The 17,594-nt window shown below is 63.1% G+C and carries 14 protein-coding genes and 2 rRNA genes; all 16 read right to left on the reverse strand.

Annotation, left to right across the window (positions count from 1 at the left end; translation table 11 throughout):
* Nucleotides 1-8 precede the first annotated feature (8 nt).
* Nucleotides 9-692, reverse strand: a complete 684-nt coding sequence (scpB, locus tag K414_RS0117995) for an SMC-Scp complex subunit ScpB (protein ID WP_027497210.1) — start codon at nt 690-692, stop codon at nt 9-11.
* Nucleotides 689-1,525, reverse strand: coding sequence for a segregation/condensation protein A (locus K414_RS0118000; RefSeq protein WP_027497211.1), 837 nt, complete (start codon nt 1,523-1,525; stop codon nt 689-691). The genes scpB and K414_RS0118000 overlap by 4 nt, the downstream gene beginning before the upstream one ends.
* Entirely contained in the window at nt 1,522-2,541 is a 1,020-nt protein-coding gene (locus K414_RS0118005) for a ParA family protein (RefSeq protein WP_027497212.1), read from the reverse strand. Before K414_RS0118005 ends, K414_RS0118000 begins: the two co-directional genes overlap by 4 nt.
* A gap of 110 nt (nt 2,542-2,651) precedes the next feature.
* Entirely contained in the window at nt 2,652-3,566 is a 915-nt protein-coding gene (gene xerD / locus K414_RS0118010; RefSeq protein ID WP_027497213.1) for a site-specific tyrosine recombinase XerD, read from the reverse strand.
* 5 nt (nt 3,567-3,571) lie between these two features.
* A complete protein-coding gene (locus K414_RS0118015) occupies nt 3,572-4,207 on the reverse strand; it encodes an NUDIX hydrolase (protein ID WP_027497214.1) in 636 nt (211 codons plus the stop codon).
* Nucleotides 4,204-5,937 (reverse strand): CTP synthase, encoded by a 1,734-nt coding sequence (locus K414_RS0118020; protein WP_027497215.1) that lies wholly within the window; start codon nt 5,935-5,937, stop codon nt 4,204-4,206. The genes K414_RS0118015 and K414_RS0118020 overlap by 4 nt, the downstream gene beginning before the upstream one ends.
* A gap of 155 nt (nt 5,938-6,092) precedes the next feature.
* Nucleotides 6,093-7,040, reverse strand: a complete 948-nt coding sequence (locus K414_RS0118025) for a copper transporter (protein ID WP_027497216.1) — start codon at nt 7,038-7,040, stop codon at nt 6,093-6,095.
* Nucleotides 7,037-8,221 (reverse strand): putative cytokinetic ring protein SteA, encoded by a 1,185-nt coding sequence (steA, locus tag K414_RS0118030; protein WP_027497217.1) that lies wholly within the window; start codon nt 8,219-8,221, stop codon nt 7,037-7,039. Before steA ends, K414_RS0118025 begins: the two co-directional genes overlap by 4 nt.
* An 84-nt stretch (nt 8,222-8,305) precedes the next feature.
* On the reverse strand, nt 8,306-10,075 hold the full coding sequence (gene recN / locus K414_RS0118035; RefSeq protein WP_027497218.1) for a DNA repair protein RecN: 1,770 nt from the start codon (nt 10,073-10,075) through the stop codon (nt 8,306-8,308).
* A 2-nt stretch (nt 10,076-10,077) separates the two neighbouring features.
* On the reverse strand, nt 10,078-11,043 hold the full coding sequence (locus tag K414_RS0118040; protein ID WP_027497219.1) for an NAD kinase: 966 nt from the start codon (nt 11,041-11,043) through the stop codon (nt 10,078-10,080).
* Complete coding sequence (locus K414_RS0118045; RefSeq protein ID WP_027497220.1) at nt 11,040-11,867, reverse strand: TlyA family RNA methyltransferase; 828 nt, start codon at nt 11,865-11,867, stop codon at nt 11,040-11,042. Before K414_RS0118045 ends, K414_RS0118040 begins: the two co-directional genes overlap by 4 nt.
* Nucleotide 11,868: 1 nt before the next feature.
* On the reverse strand, nt 11,869-12,111 hold the full coding sequence (locus K414_RS0118050) for a hypothetical protein (RefSeq protein WP_027497221.1): 243 nt from the start codon (nt 12,109-12,111) through the stop codon (nt 11,869-11,871).
* 64 nt (nt 12,112-12,175) lie between these two features.
* Nucleotides 12,176-13,165, reverse strand: a complete 990-nt coding sequence (locus K414_RS0118055) for an HAD-IIA family hydrolase (RefSeq protein ID WP_027497222.1) — start codon at nt 13,163-13,165, stop codon at nt 12,176-12,178.
* Nucleotides 13,162-14,043, reverse strand: a complete 882-nt coding sequence (locus K414_RS28630) for a hypothetical protein (RefSeq protein WP_080729252.1) — start codon at nt 14,041-14,043, stop codon at nt 13,162-13,164. Before K414_RS28630 ends, K414_RS0118055 begins: the two co-directional genes overlap by 4 nt.
* 74 nt (nt 14,044-14,117) lie before the next feature.
* Nucleotides 14,118-14,234 (reverse strand): 5S ribosomal RNA (gene rrf, locus K414_RS0118065).
* Nucleotides 14,235-14,392: 158 nt separating this feature from the next.
* Nucleotides 14,393-17,547, reverse strand: a 23S ribosomal RNA gene (locus tag K414_RS0118070).
* Nucleotides 17,548-17,594: the final 47 nt, after the last annotated feature.

Genomic DNA, 17,594 nt, shown 5'->3' on the forward strand with positions numbered 1-17,594 from the left:
CTTACCTATCAGTCGTCCGAGTCGAGCTCGGCTGCCGGATCGGGTTTCGATCCGCGGTTCTTGGTGGAGCGGGTCGTTCTGGGGTCGGTGTCCATGCTGTCACTGATCTCGTCGATCAGGTCCACTCCCGGCAACAGCGGTGCCAGTTCGGGTAGATCACCGAGCGATGCGAGCCCGAGCCGTTCGAGCAACAGCTCGGTGGTGCAGTACATCGTGCCGTTCGTCTCCGGGTCCGTTCCTGCTTCGGAGATCAGTCCACGGGCGAGCAACGTACGCATCACTCCATCGACATTGACTCCACGTACGGCGCTGACTCGTGCGCGGGTCAACGGTTGACGATAGGCGATCACGGCCAGGGTTTCCAATGCTGCACGTGTGAGCTTGGACCGAGCACCGTCGAGAAGCAGCCGTTCGACGTACGGCGCATAGGCGGTTCGGGTGTAGAAACGCCACCCGTCGCCGGCGTAGCGGAGGTCGATTCCGCTGCGACGTTCGGTCAGTTCCGCGGCCATCCGGTTCAGGGCGGCGCGTACGCGGGCCACTGACGAGCCCACAGCCGATGCCAGTTGTTCGTCGGAGGCGGGAGTATCGACGATGAGCAGAACCGCCTCGAGTGCCGCCGCGAGCGTGACGTCGTCGAGTTCGCCCGACTCGTCGACATCCTCGAGCTCGAGTTCCGGGTCGGCATTCATGCGTAGTCCTCTTCCGTGACCACGATGGGTCCTTCGTCCTTGCCGGTCCAGCTCACTCGAAGATCGCCGAGTGGTTCGGGTTGTTCGAAGGCGATCACCTGTTGCCGGAACAGTTCCAGCAACGCGAGGAAGCGCGCGATTATTTCGACCTGCACTTCGCAGTCCTGGACCAGCTCCGAGAACGATGCCCACTCGTTGAGTCCCCGGCGCTGCAGGTTCTCGAGCAACCACTCTGCCTGCTCGGGAATCGAGACCGCATGCTGGTGAATGTGGTCCAGACCCACTTGCGGGATCGGCTTGGGCCGAAACGCTGCTGCCGCGATGTCTGCGAACCTGGCCGGATCGACCCCCAGCAACACCTCGGGAATCAGATCGGCGAATCGATCTTCCACCGACACCGAGCGCGGATAACGCCGCAGCGCAGCGGCTTCCAGCTCACCGAACAGCAGCGCGACTTGCTTGTAGGCGCGGTACTGCAGCAACCGGGCGAACAGGAGATCGCGCACCTCGAGCAACGCGAGATCCTCGGCGTCCTCCACATCACCCGACGGCAGCAGACGAGCCGCCTTCAGATCGAGCAACGTCGCCGCGACGACGAGGAACTCCGTTGTCTGATCGAGTCCGACATCGGCACCGAGCGACTTGGTGAACGAGATGAAATCGTCGGTGACGGTGTGCAGCGCCACCTCGGTGACATCCATGCGGTGCTGACTGATCAGCGACAGCAGCAGATCGAACGGGCCCTCGAAGTTGAGCAACCGAACCCGAAATTTCGAGGGGTCCGCGTCGGCGGGAACCTCGATCGGGGCCTCGTCGGCAGCGTCGACCGTCACGGACCCGACCGGTAGATCACCTCGCGCGCAAGAGCGCGGTACGCCTGCGCGCCGCCGGATTTGGGAGCCCAGGTGGTGATCGGCTCACCGGCAACGCTGGTCTCGGGGAACCGGACCGTGCGAGTGATCACGGTGTCGTAGACGACGTCGCCGAACACCTCGACCACCCGCGTCATCACCTCGCGCGAGTGCAGCGTCCGGGCGTCGAACATCGTCACCACAATGCCGGCCAACTTCAGTCGCGGGTTCAGCCGATCGCGCACCTTCTCGACGGTGTCGTTGAGGAGAGCCAGACCGCGCAGACTGAAGTACTCGCACTCCATCGGAATGAGGACCTCGTCGGCACAGGTCAGCGCATTGACCGTCAGCAGGCCGAGCGAGGGCTGGCAGTCGATGAGCACGTAGTCGTAGCGGTCGAGAATGGGGTGCAGTACCCGTCCGAGCGTTTGCTCACGCCCCACCTCGGTGACCAGCTGGATCTCGGCGGCAGAAAGATCGATGTTGCTCGGCATCAGATCGAGATTGTCGACGCGAGTCCGCATGATGATGTCGTCGGCCGACACCTTCGCCTCCACGAGGAGGTTGTAGACCGTCAGATCGAGTTCGTGATGTGCGACGCCCAAGCCCGCGGACAGTGCGCCCTGCGGGTCGAGGTCGACGAGCAGCACGCGACGGCCGTAACCGGCCAGCGAGGCACCGAGATTGATGGTCGACGTCGTCTTGCCGACGCCGCCCTTCTGGTTGCACATCGCGATGATCTTGGCCGGGCCGTGACTGGCCAGCGGCTGCGGATCGGGAACCGGCCTCGTCTTGCGACCGGTGGGCCCGAGCTCGTTCGGAGCAGGAATGATGTCGCGTGTCTCCCGACTGGATTCCGGTTGACGTGTATGGAAAAGAGCGCCATCGCTGTGCGGATGAGACGGATGCGTTTCGCCGGTATCGGGGGTGACGGCGGGCTGCACGCCCCACGACGGTTCCGAGGCTGACTCCGCCGCTGGCGGCTGCGGTGTCGACACGTTCCAGCGCTCCCCTGTCCCGTTCGTCTTCGAGTAGTTCACGCAAACGCTACCGCTTGACGCGACGGCATTGTCATCGGACACGCTGACACACGATTGCCGACCGCGTGCTAGCGCGCTCGCGGGTGCGCACCCGCCCACACTTCACGCAACGTCGTGACGGTGACGAGGGTGTAGATCTGTGTCGTGGTCACCGACGCGTGGCCCAGCAACTCTTGCACGACACGGACGTCGGCACCGCCGTCGAGCAGGTGCGTCGCAAACGAGTGCCGGAGCACGTGCGGCGAAACCCCGGCCGTGATTCCGGCCCGCTGCGCGGAGTCCTGCAGCACTTGCCAGGCGCTCTGCCGCGACAGTCGACCACCGCGCACATTGAGAAACAGCGCCGGATTCGAGCGGGCGACGAGCCCCGGCCGCCCGCGCACGAGGTATGCGTCGACCGCCTCGATGGCCGGCCTCCCCACCGGGACGACTCGATGCTTCCCGCCTTTGCCGCGCAGGAGCACCGAGCGAGCCTCGGTGTCGATGTCGTCCACATCCAGACCGACGGCCTCGGAGATGCGCGCGCCGGTGGAGTACAGCAGTTCGAGCAGTGCCCGATCTCGCAGCCCACGCGGCGCATCGGGACCGGCGATGGACGCCGATTCCAGCAGCGCCACGACCTGGTCGACGGGCAGCGACTTCGGTAGTCGTTTGGCCGGCTGCGGCGGCTTCACCTCGCTCGCGACGTTGCGCTCCACCATGCCCTCTGCCAGGGCAAAGCGGTGCAGACCACGCACGGCGATCAGCGTCCGGGCCGCCGAACTGGCTGCAAGAGCCGGGAATTCGTCGTCGCCGCGCCGGAGGTACAGCACGAACTCGGTGATGTCGTTCTCGGTCACCTTGGCCAGATCGGAAATTCCGTACCCACTCAGAAACCGCTCGTACCGCACCAGATCGCGACGGTACGACGACACCGTGTTCGGTGCCGAACCGCGCTCGACCACCAGATGATCGAGATACGTCGCAATCTGATCGCCGATCACGGTGGCTACTTTCGTGAACTCTTCCGAGACTCGAATGCCGTGGGTCGATCCGCCCACGGGGCGTCGGCCGGACGCAACTCGGTGCCGGTGGCACGAGCTGCCGCCAACGCGAGCACTCCCGACACGGCCGAGGCGTTGACGATCTCCCCGGCCAACGCACGACGGACGGCCTCGTCCATCGGCACGAAGGACAGCTCGATGTCTGCCTCCTCGTCGTGTGCCTCCGGGCGATCGACCTCACGCAGATCCTCGGCGAGGAAAATGCGTACGGCTTCGTCGGTGAATCCGGGCGAGGCCAACACGTCCACCAACACCGACCACTTCCCGGCCGCGAGACCGGTCTCCTCGGCCAGTTCGCGCTGCGCCGCCAGCACGGGCTCCTCCCCCGGCTCGTCGAGCAGGCCCGCGGGCAGCTCCCAGAGACGACGCCCGATGGGGTGCCGGTACTGCTCGATCATCGCCACGCGGTCCTGATCGTCGACGGCAAGAATGCCGACGGCGCCGTGATGCTCGATCACTTCTCGCTCGGCGCGACGCCCGTTCGGCATCGCCACCTGATCGAGCCGCAGCGCGAGGATTGCGCCGGAGTACGGAACCTCCGAACCGAGCGTCGTGAATTCGTGTCTGGAGTTCTCGCTCATCCGACGGTCTCGGCCTCGGCGTCCGACTTCTCGGCCGCAGCGGTGTCACCGTGAATGTCGACCGGCAGCCGCTCGGCAGCCTTGTACTTCAGTGCCGCGTTGATCAGCGATGCGAACAGCGGATGCGGACGGGTCGGCCGGCTCTTGAGCTCCGGATGCGCCTGGGTAGCAACGAAGAACGGGTGCACCGATGCCGGCAACTCCACGAACTCGACCAGATGACCGTCCGGGGACGTGCCGCTGAAGACCAAGCCGCTCTTGGCAATTCGATCGCGGTAGACATTGTTGACCTCGTAGCGGTGACGGTGACGCTCCGAGACGTTCTCGGTGCCGTACGACGCAGCGACGACCGAACCCTTCTGCAGTGTCGCGGGATAGGCACCGAGGCGCATCGTGCCCCCGAGGTCGGCGTCACCGGCGACGGCGTCTTCCTGATCGGCCATGGTGGAGATCACCGGGTCCTTAGTGTCCGGATCGAACTCGGCGGAATTGGCATCGGTCAGGCCGACCGAACGAGCCGCCTCGATGACGACGCACTGCAAACCGAGGCACAACCCCAACAGTGGAATCTTGCGGGTACGAGCGAACTCGATGGCACCGAGCTTGCCCTCGATACCGCGAATGCCGAATCCGCCGGGAATGAGCACGGCATCGACATCACCCAACGCAGCCTGAGCCCCCGCAGGCGTCGAGCACTCGTCGGACGGAACCCACTTGATCTCGACCTTGGCGCGATGAGCGAATCCACCGGCACGCAGCGCCTCGGTGACCGAGAGGTAGGCGTCGGGCAGGTCGACGTACTTGCCGACGAGGCCGACGCGCACGGTTTCGCGGGGCTGGTGGACGCGCTCGAGCAGTCCGCCCCAGATGGTCCAGTCGACGTCACGGAACGGCAGACCGAGCTGCCGGACGACGTAGGCGTCGAGGCCTTCCTTGTGCAGCACCTTGGGGATGTCGTAGATCGACGGGGCGTCGGGTGTGGAGATGCAGCCGTCGACGTCGACGTCGCACATCAGCGCAATCTTGTTCTTGAGCCCAGGCGGCACGTCGCGATCGCACCGCAGGATCAACGCGTCGGGCTGAATGCCGATGCTGCGCAGTGCTGCGACGGAGTGCTGGGTGGGCTTGGTCTTGAGTTCACCGGACGGTGCCAGGAACGGAACCAGCGACACGTGCAGGAAGAAGACGTTGTTGCGGCCGACGTCGTGGCGGACCTGCCGCGCCGCTTCGAGGAACGGCTGCGATTCGATATCGCCGACGGTGCCGCCGATTTCGGTGATGACGACGTCCGGCTGATGGCCCTGCAAGTCCGGACCGTTCATGGCCAGGATGCGACGTTTGATCTCGTCGGTGATGTGCGGAATGACCTGAACGGTGTCGCCGAGGTACTCGCCGCGACGCTCCTTGGCGATAACCGTCGAATAGACCTGGCCGGTGGTCACATTGGCGAATCCGGACAGATCACGGTCGAGGAAGCGCTCGTAATGGCCGACGTCGAGGTCCGTCTCCGAGCCGTCCTCGGTGACGAAGACTTCACCGTGCTGGAACGGGTTCATCGTGCCGGGATCGACGTTGAGATACGGATCGAGCTTCTGCATGGTCACGCGCAAGCCGCGTGCGGTCAGTAGCTGGCCGAGGCTGGACGCCGTCAGACCTTTTCCGAGCGAAGACGCGACGCCTCCGCTGACGAAGATGTGCTTGGTGTCGGAACGCGACTGAAGGCGTGACAATGAGGCTCCCGTGACGAGTCTGCAGGGCTTGCTCCTATCAGGGGGCTGATAAGAGAGGTAAAGCGTGGAAATTGGGCCTGCTACCCACGGGACTTCACGGTAACACCAGTACGTACCTCACCGCCAACGACACGCGTATTCGACGCGAGAGCCGATCAGCTCACCGGCGCTCCCACGGTGACGGCGTTCGCGTTCGCTCCGGTGCCGTAGCGGCCCGACGCACCGTCCAGTTGCTCCGCCAGGGCGAGAACTGTGGTGATTCGGCCTGCTTCACGATCCACGTTGTCCACCGTGCTGAGCGCAGACGACAACGCCGAGTCGGCTCGCACTACCGCGATCGAGCCGTTGCCCTCGGCCGCACCGGAACGACCTGCCAGTACCGCACCTGCTCCGCGTGAATCGAGAACTCCTGCGAAGCGAGCGACGATGGCACCGCGGTTGCCGTCCTCGACATCCGAGGCACCCGAACCGGTGACCACCACGGCCAACTGCGCCGGCGCGACCGCACCGTTGTCGTAAGCGATGAACCCGCCGCTACGCAACGTCTCGAGCGCGAGAGACAGCTCCTCGGGGGTCGATTGCGGCTGCGCCGTCTGTGCATTGAGCAGCAACACCGAACCCAGCAGGTCGCCCGCCAGACTTCCTTGGTCGACCGCCCCGGTACGCAACTGCACACCGGCCGGAATGACGTTGGTCAGTCGGGTGCGCAGATCGTCGCCGTTCGCCGCGGACACGAACGAATCCGTCAGCGACACCCGGCCCGTGACCGTGGCACCGGACGCTCCGATCGAACGCGTGACGCCGTCGACATCGCCGGGATCTGCATCGGGCGTGGTGATGACCACGACACTGCGATCGACGAGGGTGTCCCGAAGTACTCGACCCGAGACCGCCGCATCGAAACCGTCGGCCGAGTTCAGCTGCTCGCCGAGCTGATTGTTGGTCGACTGCAGATCGTCGACCTGATTCTCGAGACCCGTCTTGTCGTCTCGCAGACCCGAGACCAGTCCGCTGGACAGCAGACCCGAGCCGAGGACGATGCCGATGGCCAACGCAACGAACACGGCAGCCAGCGAAATGGCATGTTGGCGAAGCGAAATCACGAAAGCAACCCCTGGAACCACAGTGCGAATCGGTTCCACAGATCGATCGCCCAATCCAAGGATTCGCCGCCGATGTTGGAGACGGCCAACGCCACGATCACCGCAACGAGCGCAGCGAGAATGAGCAGGGCAATTGCACCGCCCGACACGCGGCTTCGGTACAGCGTGGCCACCGCCTTGGCGTCGACCAGCTTGGCACCGACCTTCAGACGCGTCATGAACGCGGCCGGGTTGGTGTTGCGTCGTCCGCGATCGAAGAATTCGTCCAGGCTGGCCGGGCTACCGACCGACACGATCAGCGACGCACCGTGGTGGTCGGCCAACAGCAGTGCGAGGTCCGCAGCAGCACCGGCCGCCGGGAAGGTCATGGCACCGATGCCGAGATCCTGGATGCGTTCGAGACCTTGCGCGTGTCCGTCCGAATCGGCCGGAAGTACCACTTCTGCACCACATTTGAGTGTCTGCGCCGTGACGTCCTCAGGATCGCCGACGATCAGATCCGGGCGGTGTCCCGCTTTCATCGCTGTGTCCGCGCCCGCACCGACGCCGATGATGACGGGCGAGTACTCCTTGATGAACGGCTTCAGATTCTTCAGGTCCTCCGCGTGCCCCGGCCCGTCGGCAACGATCACGACGTGACGACCCTTGAGGTCGATGTCGATGTCCGGTACCCCGACGCCGTCGATCAGCAACGGACTCTCGGTCCGAATGAACTCGATCGTGTTGCCCGAGAACGCTTCCAGATGGTCGACCAGCCCGGTCTTGGCCTCGATCATCTTGTCCGAGATCTCGGCTTCGCTCTGCTCCTCACCCTTGGCGAGGCGGCGATCGCCGGTGTAGACGCCACCGTCGTTGAGCCGGATCTTGGTGCCGTCCTTGATCTTCTTGAAGATCTCGGTGCCGGCCGAGTCGATCAAGGTGATCCCGTTGGCGACGATGACCTCGGGGCCGAGGTTGGGATAGCGGCCGGAGATCGACGGCGACGCGTTGACGACCGCGAGCACCCCGGCCTCGACGAGCGCATCTGCGGTCAACCGGTCCAGATCGAGCTCGTCCAGAACGACGATGTCGCCGGGGCCGACCCGCTTGAGCAGCTTGGCCGTGTTGCGATCGACTCGCGCGATCCCGGTGATTCCGGGCAGCGAATCCTGACTACGTGACAGCAGTGCCGGCATCTTCATGCCCACCATGATGACCCGATCGACACGCCCGGCCATGGAGGCGCGCCGAAACAACTACCACACTGATCACATCAGCACCAAAAGTTACAGGGCAGCTCGATCCGCGTTTGCGGTGGCCAACAGCTCCTCGGCGTGTGCGCGACCGGTCTCGGTGTCGTCGAGCCCAGCGAGCATCCGGGCGAGTTCGACGACGCGTTCCGAGGACGACAGCGTCCGGACTCCGCTGTTCGCCGCCCCCTTCTTAACGTCGGTCTTGTCCACCACCAGATGCGTGTCCGCAAACGCAGCCACCTGCGGCAGGTGGGTGACGACGATGACCTGATGAGTACGAGCCAGCCGACCGAGCCGACGACCGACCTCGACCGCCGCCCGACCACCGACTCCGGCGTCGACCTCGTCGAACACCATTGTCGCTCCCTTGTCCGAGCCCGCCAGCACCACCTCGAGCGCTAACATGACCCGCGACAGCTCACCGCCCGAGGCGCTCTTGCTGATCGGCAACGCCTGGGCTCCGTCGTGCGCGGACAACCGGAACTCGACCTCGTCGACCCCGGTACTACCCGCATGCAACTCGGTACCGTCGACGACGATCGGTGCCGTGTCCGACGGTCCGGCCGGCAGCGATCGAACATCTATCTGCAGCTTGGCTTTTCCCATCGCCAGTCCGGCCAGCTCGACGCTGACGGCTTTGGACAGCTTCGTCGCCGCTTTCGACCGGGCAGCGCTCAGCTTGGACGCGGCCGCCGCGACGTCGACAGCAGCCGACTCGACACGCGCACTCAGCTCCGCGAGCGCGTCGGCAGAGGTATCGATGCGAGACAGACGTTCCCGAGCGTCCTCGGCCCACGCGATGACACCGTCGACGTCGGCGGCGTACTTGCGCGTCAAAGACTTCAGCTCGGCCTGCCGGTTCAGGATCGTGTCGAGAGCTCCTGGATCCGACGGGAGGTCCGACAGATACGAGGTCAGATCGGCACCGATGTCGCCGACGACGGCCATCGCGTCGTTCAACCGGGGCAGCAGTTCTGTGAGAGCAGCATCGTCGGCGTGTTCGAGACGCGATCGTGCCTCGCCCAACAGATACAGCGCAGACGTGGTGTCCGACGCCTCCTCGGTACTCCCGACGAGGGCTGCGGCGGCACCCTCGGCCGTTTCCCGCAGCGAATCGAGGTCGCCGAGCCTGCGCACATCCTCGGCCACGGAGCGATCCTCACCCGGCTCCGGTGCCAGGGAGTCGATCTCCTGCAGGCCGAACTGCAGCCGGTCCGCTTCCTGAGCCAATTCACGGCTGCGTTCGGTGCGGTCGATCAATTCGTTGCGTGCGTCGAGCCACGTCTTACGGGCGGCGCGATACTTCGCCACCAGAGAGGCAACCGAATCACCGGCGAATCTGTCGAGTGCACCGAGTTGCTGATCGGGGCGCAGCAGCCGCAACTGATCGTTCTGGCCGTGCACTGTCAGAAGCGAATCGGTGAAGTTCGACAGCACCGATGCGGGGACGCTTCGTCCACCCAGATGTGCACGTGAGCGGCCGTCCGAATTGACCGTTCGCACGGCGATGATCGAATTGTCTTCGTCGCGTTGACCTCCCGAGGATTCGAGCACCTTCTCGACATCCTCGATCACCTGTTCCGAGGCGGTGTCGGTGCTGAATCGACCCTCGACCACGGCCCTTTGGGCACCGAGCCGCACCCGGCCTGCATCGGCGCGTGCACCCGACAGCAGATGCAAGCTGGTGACCACCATCGTCTTGCCGGCCCCGGTCTCGCCGGTGAGAACCGTCAACCCCTCGTGAAATTGTGCGCTCGCACCGGAGATGACTCCGAGGCTGTCGATCCGAATCTCTTCGAGCATCCCTACCTCGCTCTCCCCCGCCACCCGGTCACGGGCAGTTCGAATTTCTTGACCATGCGATCGGCGAACGGTGCCGAATCCAGGCGAACCCACTTGATGGGCGATGCTCCCCGTACGACCTCGACGCGTGCTCCCGCCGGCAACCCCAATGTGCGGCGGCCGTCGCAGAACACGAAACCATCGTGTCCGCCGGCATCGATCTCGACGGCGATGATCGACTCGGGGCTGGTGACGAGCGGACGCGCGAAGAGGGCATGGGCGTTGCTCGGAATGACCAGTATGGCTTCGAGTTCCGGCCACACCACCGGCCCGCCTGCAGAGAACGCATACGCCGTCGACCCCGTGGGTGTCGACACGAGCACTCCGTCGCAGCCGAACGCGGAGACCGGACGCCCGTCCACTTCGAGAACGACCTCGAGGACCCCGAGCCTGGAACCGTTCTCGATGCTCGCCTCGTTCAGGGCCCACCCACGCTCGACGACCTGGTCGCCTACACGGATGGCAATGTCCAACGTCATCCGCTGTTCGATGCGATAGTCGCCGGCCATCACCCGCGCCAGCGCGTCCTCGAGATGGTCGGCCTCCGCCTCGGCGAGAAACCCCACGTGGCCGAGGTTGATACCGAGAACCGGGATGTCGGCCGCCTGCGCGAGCTCGGCCGCTCGCAGGAACGTTCCGTCACCACCGAGAACCAGAACCATCTCGCACCCGGCGGCCGCATCGGGACCGAACTCGACGACGTTGAGCCTCATGTCCGCCACGAACACATGGTCGTGTTCCTCGGTGTCCGATGCCTCGATCTTGGACGGTTCCACTTCGTCGACGAGAACCCGCAGGCAGATGCCTGCTTCGTCGAACACTTTGCCCACTCGGCGCGCCGTCTCGGCGATGTCGGGCCGACCGGGGTGTGCGACGAGAAGAATCTCCCGAACGGACTCCTGTGTCGGTGCTGCATGGGACGGAGTCACTGTGGTCCTTCCTCGATCGCGTGACGGACCAACTCGGTGACGTCCATATCGGTACGCGGCGAACCGTCACCTGCGCCCGCCTTCAGCCACAAAAAGTACTCGACGTTGCCCGAAGGGCCCGGCAGTGGGCTTGCGGCGACCGCCTCGACTCGCAGGTTCGACGCAAGCGCGGCATTCGCGACGTCCTCGACGGCCTCCGCCCGCAGCGCCGGGTCACGCACGACGCCGCCGGAACCGACGCGGTCCTTGCCGACCTCGAATTGAGGCTTGACCATCAACACCATGTCGGTACCCGACGTGGAGCACGCTACGAAAGCGGGAAGAACGAGCTTCAAAGAGATGAACGACAGGTCTGCCACGATGACGTCGACAGGGCCCCCGATCGTGTCGGCATCTATCGAACGCACATTTGTGCGATCGATGACGTGCACGCGTTCGTCGGATTGCAGTCGCCACACGAGCTGGCCGTAACCCACGTCGACCGCAACGACCTCACGCACACCGCGACTGAGCAGAACGTCGGTGAAACCTCCCGTGGAGGCACCGGCGTCGAGACACCGCGCGTTCTCGACGGTCAGACCCAGTGGCTCGAACGCGTCGAGGGCACCGAGCAGTTTGTGCGCGCCGCGAGACGCCCAGCTGATTTCGTTGTCTTCCTCGGCCACCAACAGCGGAGTGCCCGGCTCGACGGCGGTAGCGGGCTTCGAAGCCACGGTTCCGGCAATCTTCACCCGGCCTGCTTCGATGAGTTCGGAGGCGTGTTCACGAGATCTGGCCAATCCACGACGGACCAGTTCTGCGTCGACACGTGCGCGACGGGCCACGTCAGGTCTTGTCGACGGTCGTCAAGGCCCGAACCAGCACTTCGTGGGCCCGGTCCAGCACACTCGCATCACGCGCCAGGGCGTCGGAATCGACGGCCTCCGAGTCGAGGCCTGCCTCCGACCCGATGGTGAGCTGCGCGAGCAGCGACGACACCTCGGCCCTGATGCTGTCCGGATCTGCGGACGACTGTTCGCCGGCCGCGTTCGGCCGGTGTTGTCCTGGAAGTGGAATCGACGCGCTCATCACCTCTCACGCTATCGGATGGGTCCGACCAACGCCCGCTCGCGGCCGACTGCACGAACCCGTGTCAACAACTCAACAACGAGCGCAGATCGGCGAGTCCATCCCCGTCGAAGCGAACGTCCGAGAATTCCGAACCCGACCACGCAATATCGAGGACGGCGAGCAGACCCTCGAAGGCATCCATCTCGGCAGCACCCTCGAACCGCACGGACAGGACCTCGTCGTCGATGCCGACCGTCCAGCCATCCTTACCGGCTACCCTCGACGCCGACTCGTCCTTGTTCAGAACCCCGAGATCACTACCGATGTGAGTGGGACGCAGGTGCTTCGGAGCACGAAGCAACTCTGCAGCGGTACTGACACCCGTCAGGACCAACAGCGACGGGAGGGCAGCTTCGTTCGCGCCTGCTATATCGGTATCGAGCCGGTCCCCGACCACGAGCGCCGACTTGGCACCACTTCGCTCGACGGCGTCACGCATGATGGGAGCCGCGGGCTTGCCTGCAACGATGGGCTCGACGTCGGTGGCATTGCGCACTGCTGCCACCATCGAACCGTTGCCGAGAACGAGGCCGCGCTCGGTCGGAAGAGTCGCATCGACGTTGGTCGCGACCCACAGCGCGCCCGCACGCACAGCCAGTACCGCCTCGGCCAACATGGGCCACCCTGTATCGACCGAATGTCCCTGAACCACCGCAACCGGCTGGTCGTCAGCAGAGCGCACCGGCGTCAATCCCACCTTCTCGATCTCGGTCGCCAAAGCGTCGGTACCGACGACGAGGACGCGTGAGCCAGGATCGAGTCTGTCCGCGAGTACTCGGGCTGCTGCTTCGGAACTGGTGACGACAAATTCCGCTGTGGTGTCGAAACCGAGTTCGCGGAGGTGTTCGGCGACATCGCTCGGTGCGCGACTGGCATTGTTGGTGACGAAGAACTGCTTCTCGGAACCACCCGAAAGCGCCTCCACTGCACCCGGAATGGGTTCCTTGCCGGCGTAGACGGTGCCGTCGAGGTCGAGCAGCAGAACGTCGTGGGCGTCGCGCAGTAATGTCACCGACTGCCCCCGGACAACTCCTCGACCCGCTCTTCTGCGTCGGTTTCTCCATCGACATCCGCCGCGGCAGCGTTGAGGAACCACTTCACACCTTCGTCGACGCGACCGGCAGCAACGAGCGCATCGGCGTAGACGTAGAACAGACGAGCCGCAGCCGTACCCGACCGGGACGCGTCGAGATCGGGAGTCTGGAGGGTGACGACGGCCTGGTCGTACTGATTGAGATCCATACGAGCGCCGGCGACGACGATCCGGAGTTCCGACGCCTCTTCACCGGTCAGTTCCCGCGCTTCGTCGCTGCGACCGAGTTCGATGGCCCGCTCGGGGCGCCCGAGTCCGCGTTCGCAGTCGGCCATGACCGCGATGAGGCCGGGGCCGCCGGCCATTCGACGTGCCGCCCGCAGTTCCGACAGAGCCTCCGCCCATTCACCCGCGTGATATGCCGCGATACCGGCCGTCTCGCGTACGACGGCAATGCGGCCGGCCCGCTGACGAGCAGCGCGCGCGTGCAGCAGCGCCAACTGCGGGTCGTCGTCGAGCAGGCGGCTGGTCATCACGAGGTGACGCGCCACAGCAGTGGCATTGTTCTTGTCCAAGCTCAGCAGATCCCGGCGCACTGCCGGCTCGAGCTGGCCGGCTTCGACCTCGTCGGGCAGATCCGGCTCGTCTGGCCGCGGGGGTCGACGGTCGGACGATGCGCTGTTTCCGCGGCGATCGCCGGAGAACCCACCTTCCCCACCACGCCTGCGGGGAGGACCGTCCGAACGACGCGGGTCGGCGCGACGGTCCTGAGCGCGGGGGTTGCGATCTCGGGACTCGTTGGGGCGATTGCCACCGTCTGCTCGGGAGGGGCGACGATCGTTGTTGTCTTCCGACACGGGCGTCCTTTCGGATTTTCGGGTACAAACGCAAAAAGGGGACCCACCAAGTGGGTCCCCTTCTTACAACGGGTGTTCGGCGGTGTCCTACTCTCCCACACCCTGTCGAGTGCAGTACCATCGGCGCTGGAGGGCTTAGCTTCCGGGTTCGGAATGGGACCGGGCGTTTCCCCTCCGCTATGGCCGCCGTAACTCTGCGAAACAGTGTCACGAGCGGTCTCAGTCGGAGAACACATCCCCCACATACTGTCGGGGGTGGTGTTTCGTTCTTGGACCTGTATTCGGTTGTGTTACTGAACAACTACTCGTGTGTTGTTTCAGATATTGCACAGTGGACGCGTAGCTTCTTTGTGGTAAGTCCTCGGCCTATTAGTACCAGTCACCTGCATACATTGCTGTACTTCCAGTTCTGGCCTATCAACCCGGTGGTCTGCCGGGGGCCTTACCCCCTCGAGGGGGTGAGAAACCTCATCTTGGAACAGGCTTCCCGCTTAGATGCTTTCAGCGGTTATCCCTTCCGAACGTAGCCAACCAGCGGTGCTCCTGGTGGAACAACTGGCACACCAGAGGTTCGTCCGTCCCGGTCCTCTCGTACTAGGGACAGCCTTCCTCAAGTTTCTTACGCGCGCGGCGGATAGAGACCGAACTGTCTCACGACGTTCTAAACCCAGCTCGCGTGCCGCTTTAATGGGCGAACAGCCCAACCCTTGGGACCTACTCCAGCCCCAGGATGCGACGAGCCGACATCGAGGTGCCAAACCATCCCGTCGATATGGACTCTTGGGGAAGATCAGCCTGTTATCCCCGGGGTACCTTTTATCCGTTGAGCGACACCGCTTCCACTTGCCGGTGCCGGATCACTAGTCCCGACTTTCGTCCCTGCTCGACTTGTCAGTCTCACAGTCAAGCTCCCTTGTGCACTTGCACTCAACACCTGATTGCCAACCAGGCTGAGGGAACCTTTGGGCGCCTCCGTTACATTTTAGGAGGCAACCGCCCCAGTTAAACTACCCACCAGGCACTGTCCCTGAACCAGATCATGGTCCGAGGTTGAGGTATCCAATACGATCAGAGTGGTATTTCAACAACGACTCCACAGTAACTGGCGTCACCGCTTCACAGTCTCCCACCTATCCTACACAAACCGAACCGAACACCAATACCAAGCTGTAGTGAAGGTCCCGGGGTCTTTTCGTCCTGCCGCGCGTAACGAGCATCTTTACTCGTAATGCAATTTCGCCGAGTCTATGGTTGAGACAGCTGAGAAGTCGTTACGCCATTCGTGCAGGTCGGAACTTACCCGACAAGGAATTTCGCTACCTTAGGATGGTTATAGTTACCACCGCCGTTTACTGGGGCTTAAATTCTCAGCTTCGCCATTACTGGCTAACCGGTCCTCTTAACCTTCCAGCACCGGGCAGGCGTCAGTCCGTATACATCGTCTTACGACTTCGCACGGACCTGTGTTTTTAGTAAACAGTCGCTTCTCACTGGTCTCTGCGGCCCACACCAGCTCACACTGCAAGAGTGATCACCGGCAGGGGCCCCCCTTCTCCCGAAGTTACGGGGGCATTTTGCCGAGTTCCTTAACCATAGTTATCTCGATCGCCTTAGTATTCTCTACCTGACCACCTGTGTCGGTTTGGGGTACGGGCCGTGTAACAACTCACTAGAGGCTTTTCTCGGCAGCATAGGATCACTGAATTCGCCTCAATCGGCTACGCATCACCTCTCAGGCTTGATGAACGGCGGATTTGCCTACCGTTCGCCCTACAGGCTTACACCAGTACAACCACTGACTGGCCCAGCTACCTTCCTGCGTCACCCCATCGCTTGGCTACTACCAGATCAGGTCCCACGCATCCACCACACGCCTCACTCTCGAAAGAGATCGGTCATATGGATTCAGGGTGGTTAGTGTCACTGATTCACCATGGGCGCGGTTACACGGGTACGGGAATATCAACCCGTTGTCCATCGGCTACGCCTGTCGGCCTCGTCTTAGGTCCCGACTCACCCTGGGCGGATTAACCTGGCCCAGGAACCCTTGGTCATTCGGCGGACGAGTTTCTCACTCGTCTTTCGCTACTCATGCCTGCATTCTCACTCGCGCAGCCTCCACACCTGGATCACTCCGATGCTTCCATGGCTGCACGACGCTCCCCTACCCACCCACACACCTGCACAAACACCCGCAAACATGAAGCGGGCTATTGTGTGAGTGCCGCAGCTTCGGTGGTGTACTTGAGCCCCGCTACATTGTCGGCGCAGGATCACTTGACCAGTGAGCTATTACGCACTCTTTCAAGGGTGGCTGCTTCTAAGCCAACCTCCTGGTTGTCTTCGCGACCCCACATCCTTTTCCACTTAGTACACGCTTAGGGACCTTAGCTGGCGATCTGGGCTGTTTCCCTCTCGACTACGAACCTTATCGCCCGCAGTCTCACTGCCACGCTCTCACTCACCGGCATTCGGAGTTTGGCTGATTTCGGTAAGCTTGTAGGCCCCCTAGACCATCCAGTAGCTCTACCTCCGGTGAGAAACACGTGACGCTGCACCTAAATGCATTTCGGGGAGAACCAGCTATCACGGAGTTTGATTGGCCTTTCACCCCTACCCACAACTCATCCCCTCAGTTTTCAACCTAAGTGGGTTCGGTCCTCCACGACGTCTTACCGTCGCTTCAACCTGGCCATGGGTAGATCACTCCGCTTCGGGTCTAGAACACGCCACTACACCACACAAGGTGGATACGCCCTATTCGGACTCGCTTTCGCTACGGCTACCCCACACGGGTTAACCTCGCGACATGCCACTAACTCGCAGGCTCATTCTTCAAAAGGCACGCCATCACCACCAACAGTAAACTGTTCGACGGCTTTGACGGATTGTAAGCGCACGGTTTCAGGTACTATTTCACTCCCCTCCCGGGGTACTTTTCACCTTTCCCTCACGGTACTAGTCCGCTATCGGTCACCAGGGAGTATTCAGGCTTATCGGGTGGTCCCGACAGATTCACAGCAGATTTCACGGGCCCGCTGCTACTTGGGTATCCACAACGACAGTTGCAATGTTTTCGTCTACGGGACTCTCACCCTCTACGACAGGCCGTTCCAGACCACTTCGACTAACACCACAATTTCTCACTGTCGGCCGATCCGGCAGAATCGACAATGCAAACCCCACAACCCTCCATACGCAACCCCTGCCGGGTATCACACGCACAAAGTTTGGCCTCATCCGCTTTCGCTCGCCACTACTCACGGAATCACTATTGTTTTCTCTTCCTGTGGGTACTGAGATGTTTCACTTCCCCACGTTCCCTCCACACACCCTATATATTCAGATGCGGGTAACACGACATCACTCGTGCTGGGTTTCCCCATTCGGACACCCTCGGATCACAGCTCGGTTGACAGCTCCCCGAGGCTTATCGCAGCCTCCTACGTCCTTCATCGGCTCCTGGTGCCAAGGCATCCACCGTACGCTCTTCATTACTTACAACAAAGATGCTCGCGTCCACTGTGCAATTCTCAAACAACACACACTCG

This window comes from Rhodococcus sp. JG-3 (assembly GCF_000482405.1).
In the GTDB taxonomy this organism is placed as follows: domain Bacteria; phylum Actinomycetota; class Actinomycetes; order Mycobacteriales; family Mycobacteriaceae; genus Rhodococcoides; species Rhodococcoides fascians.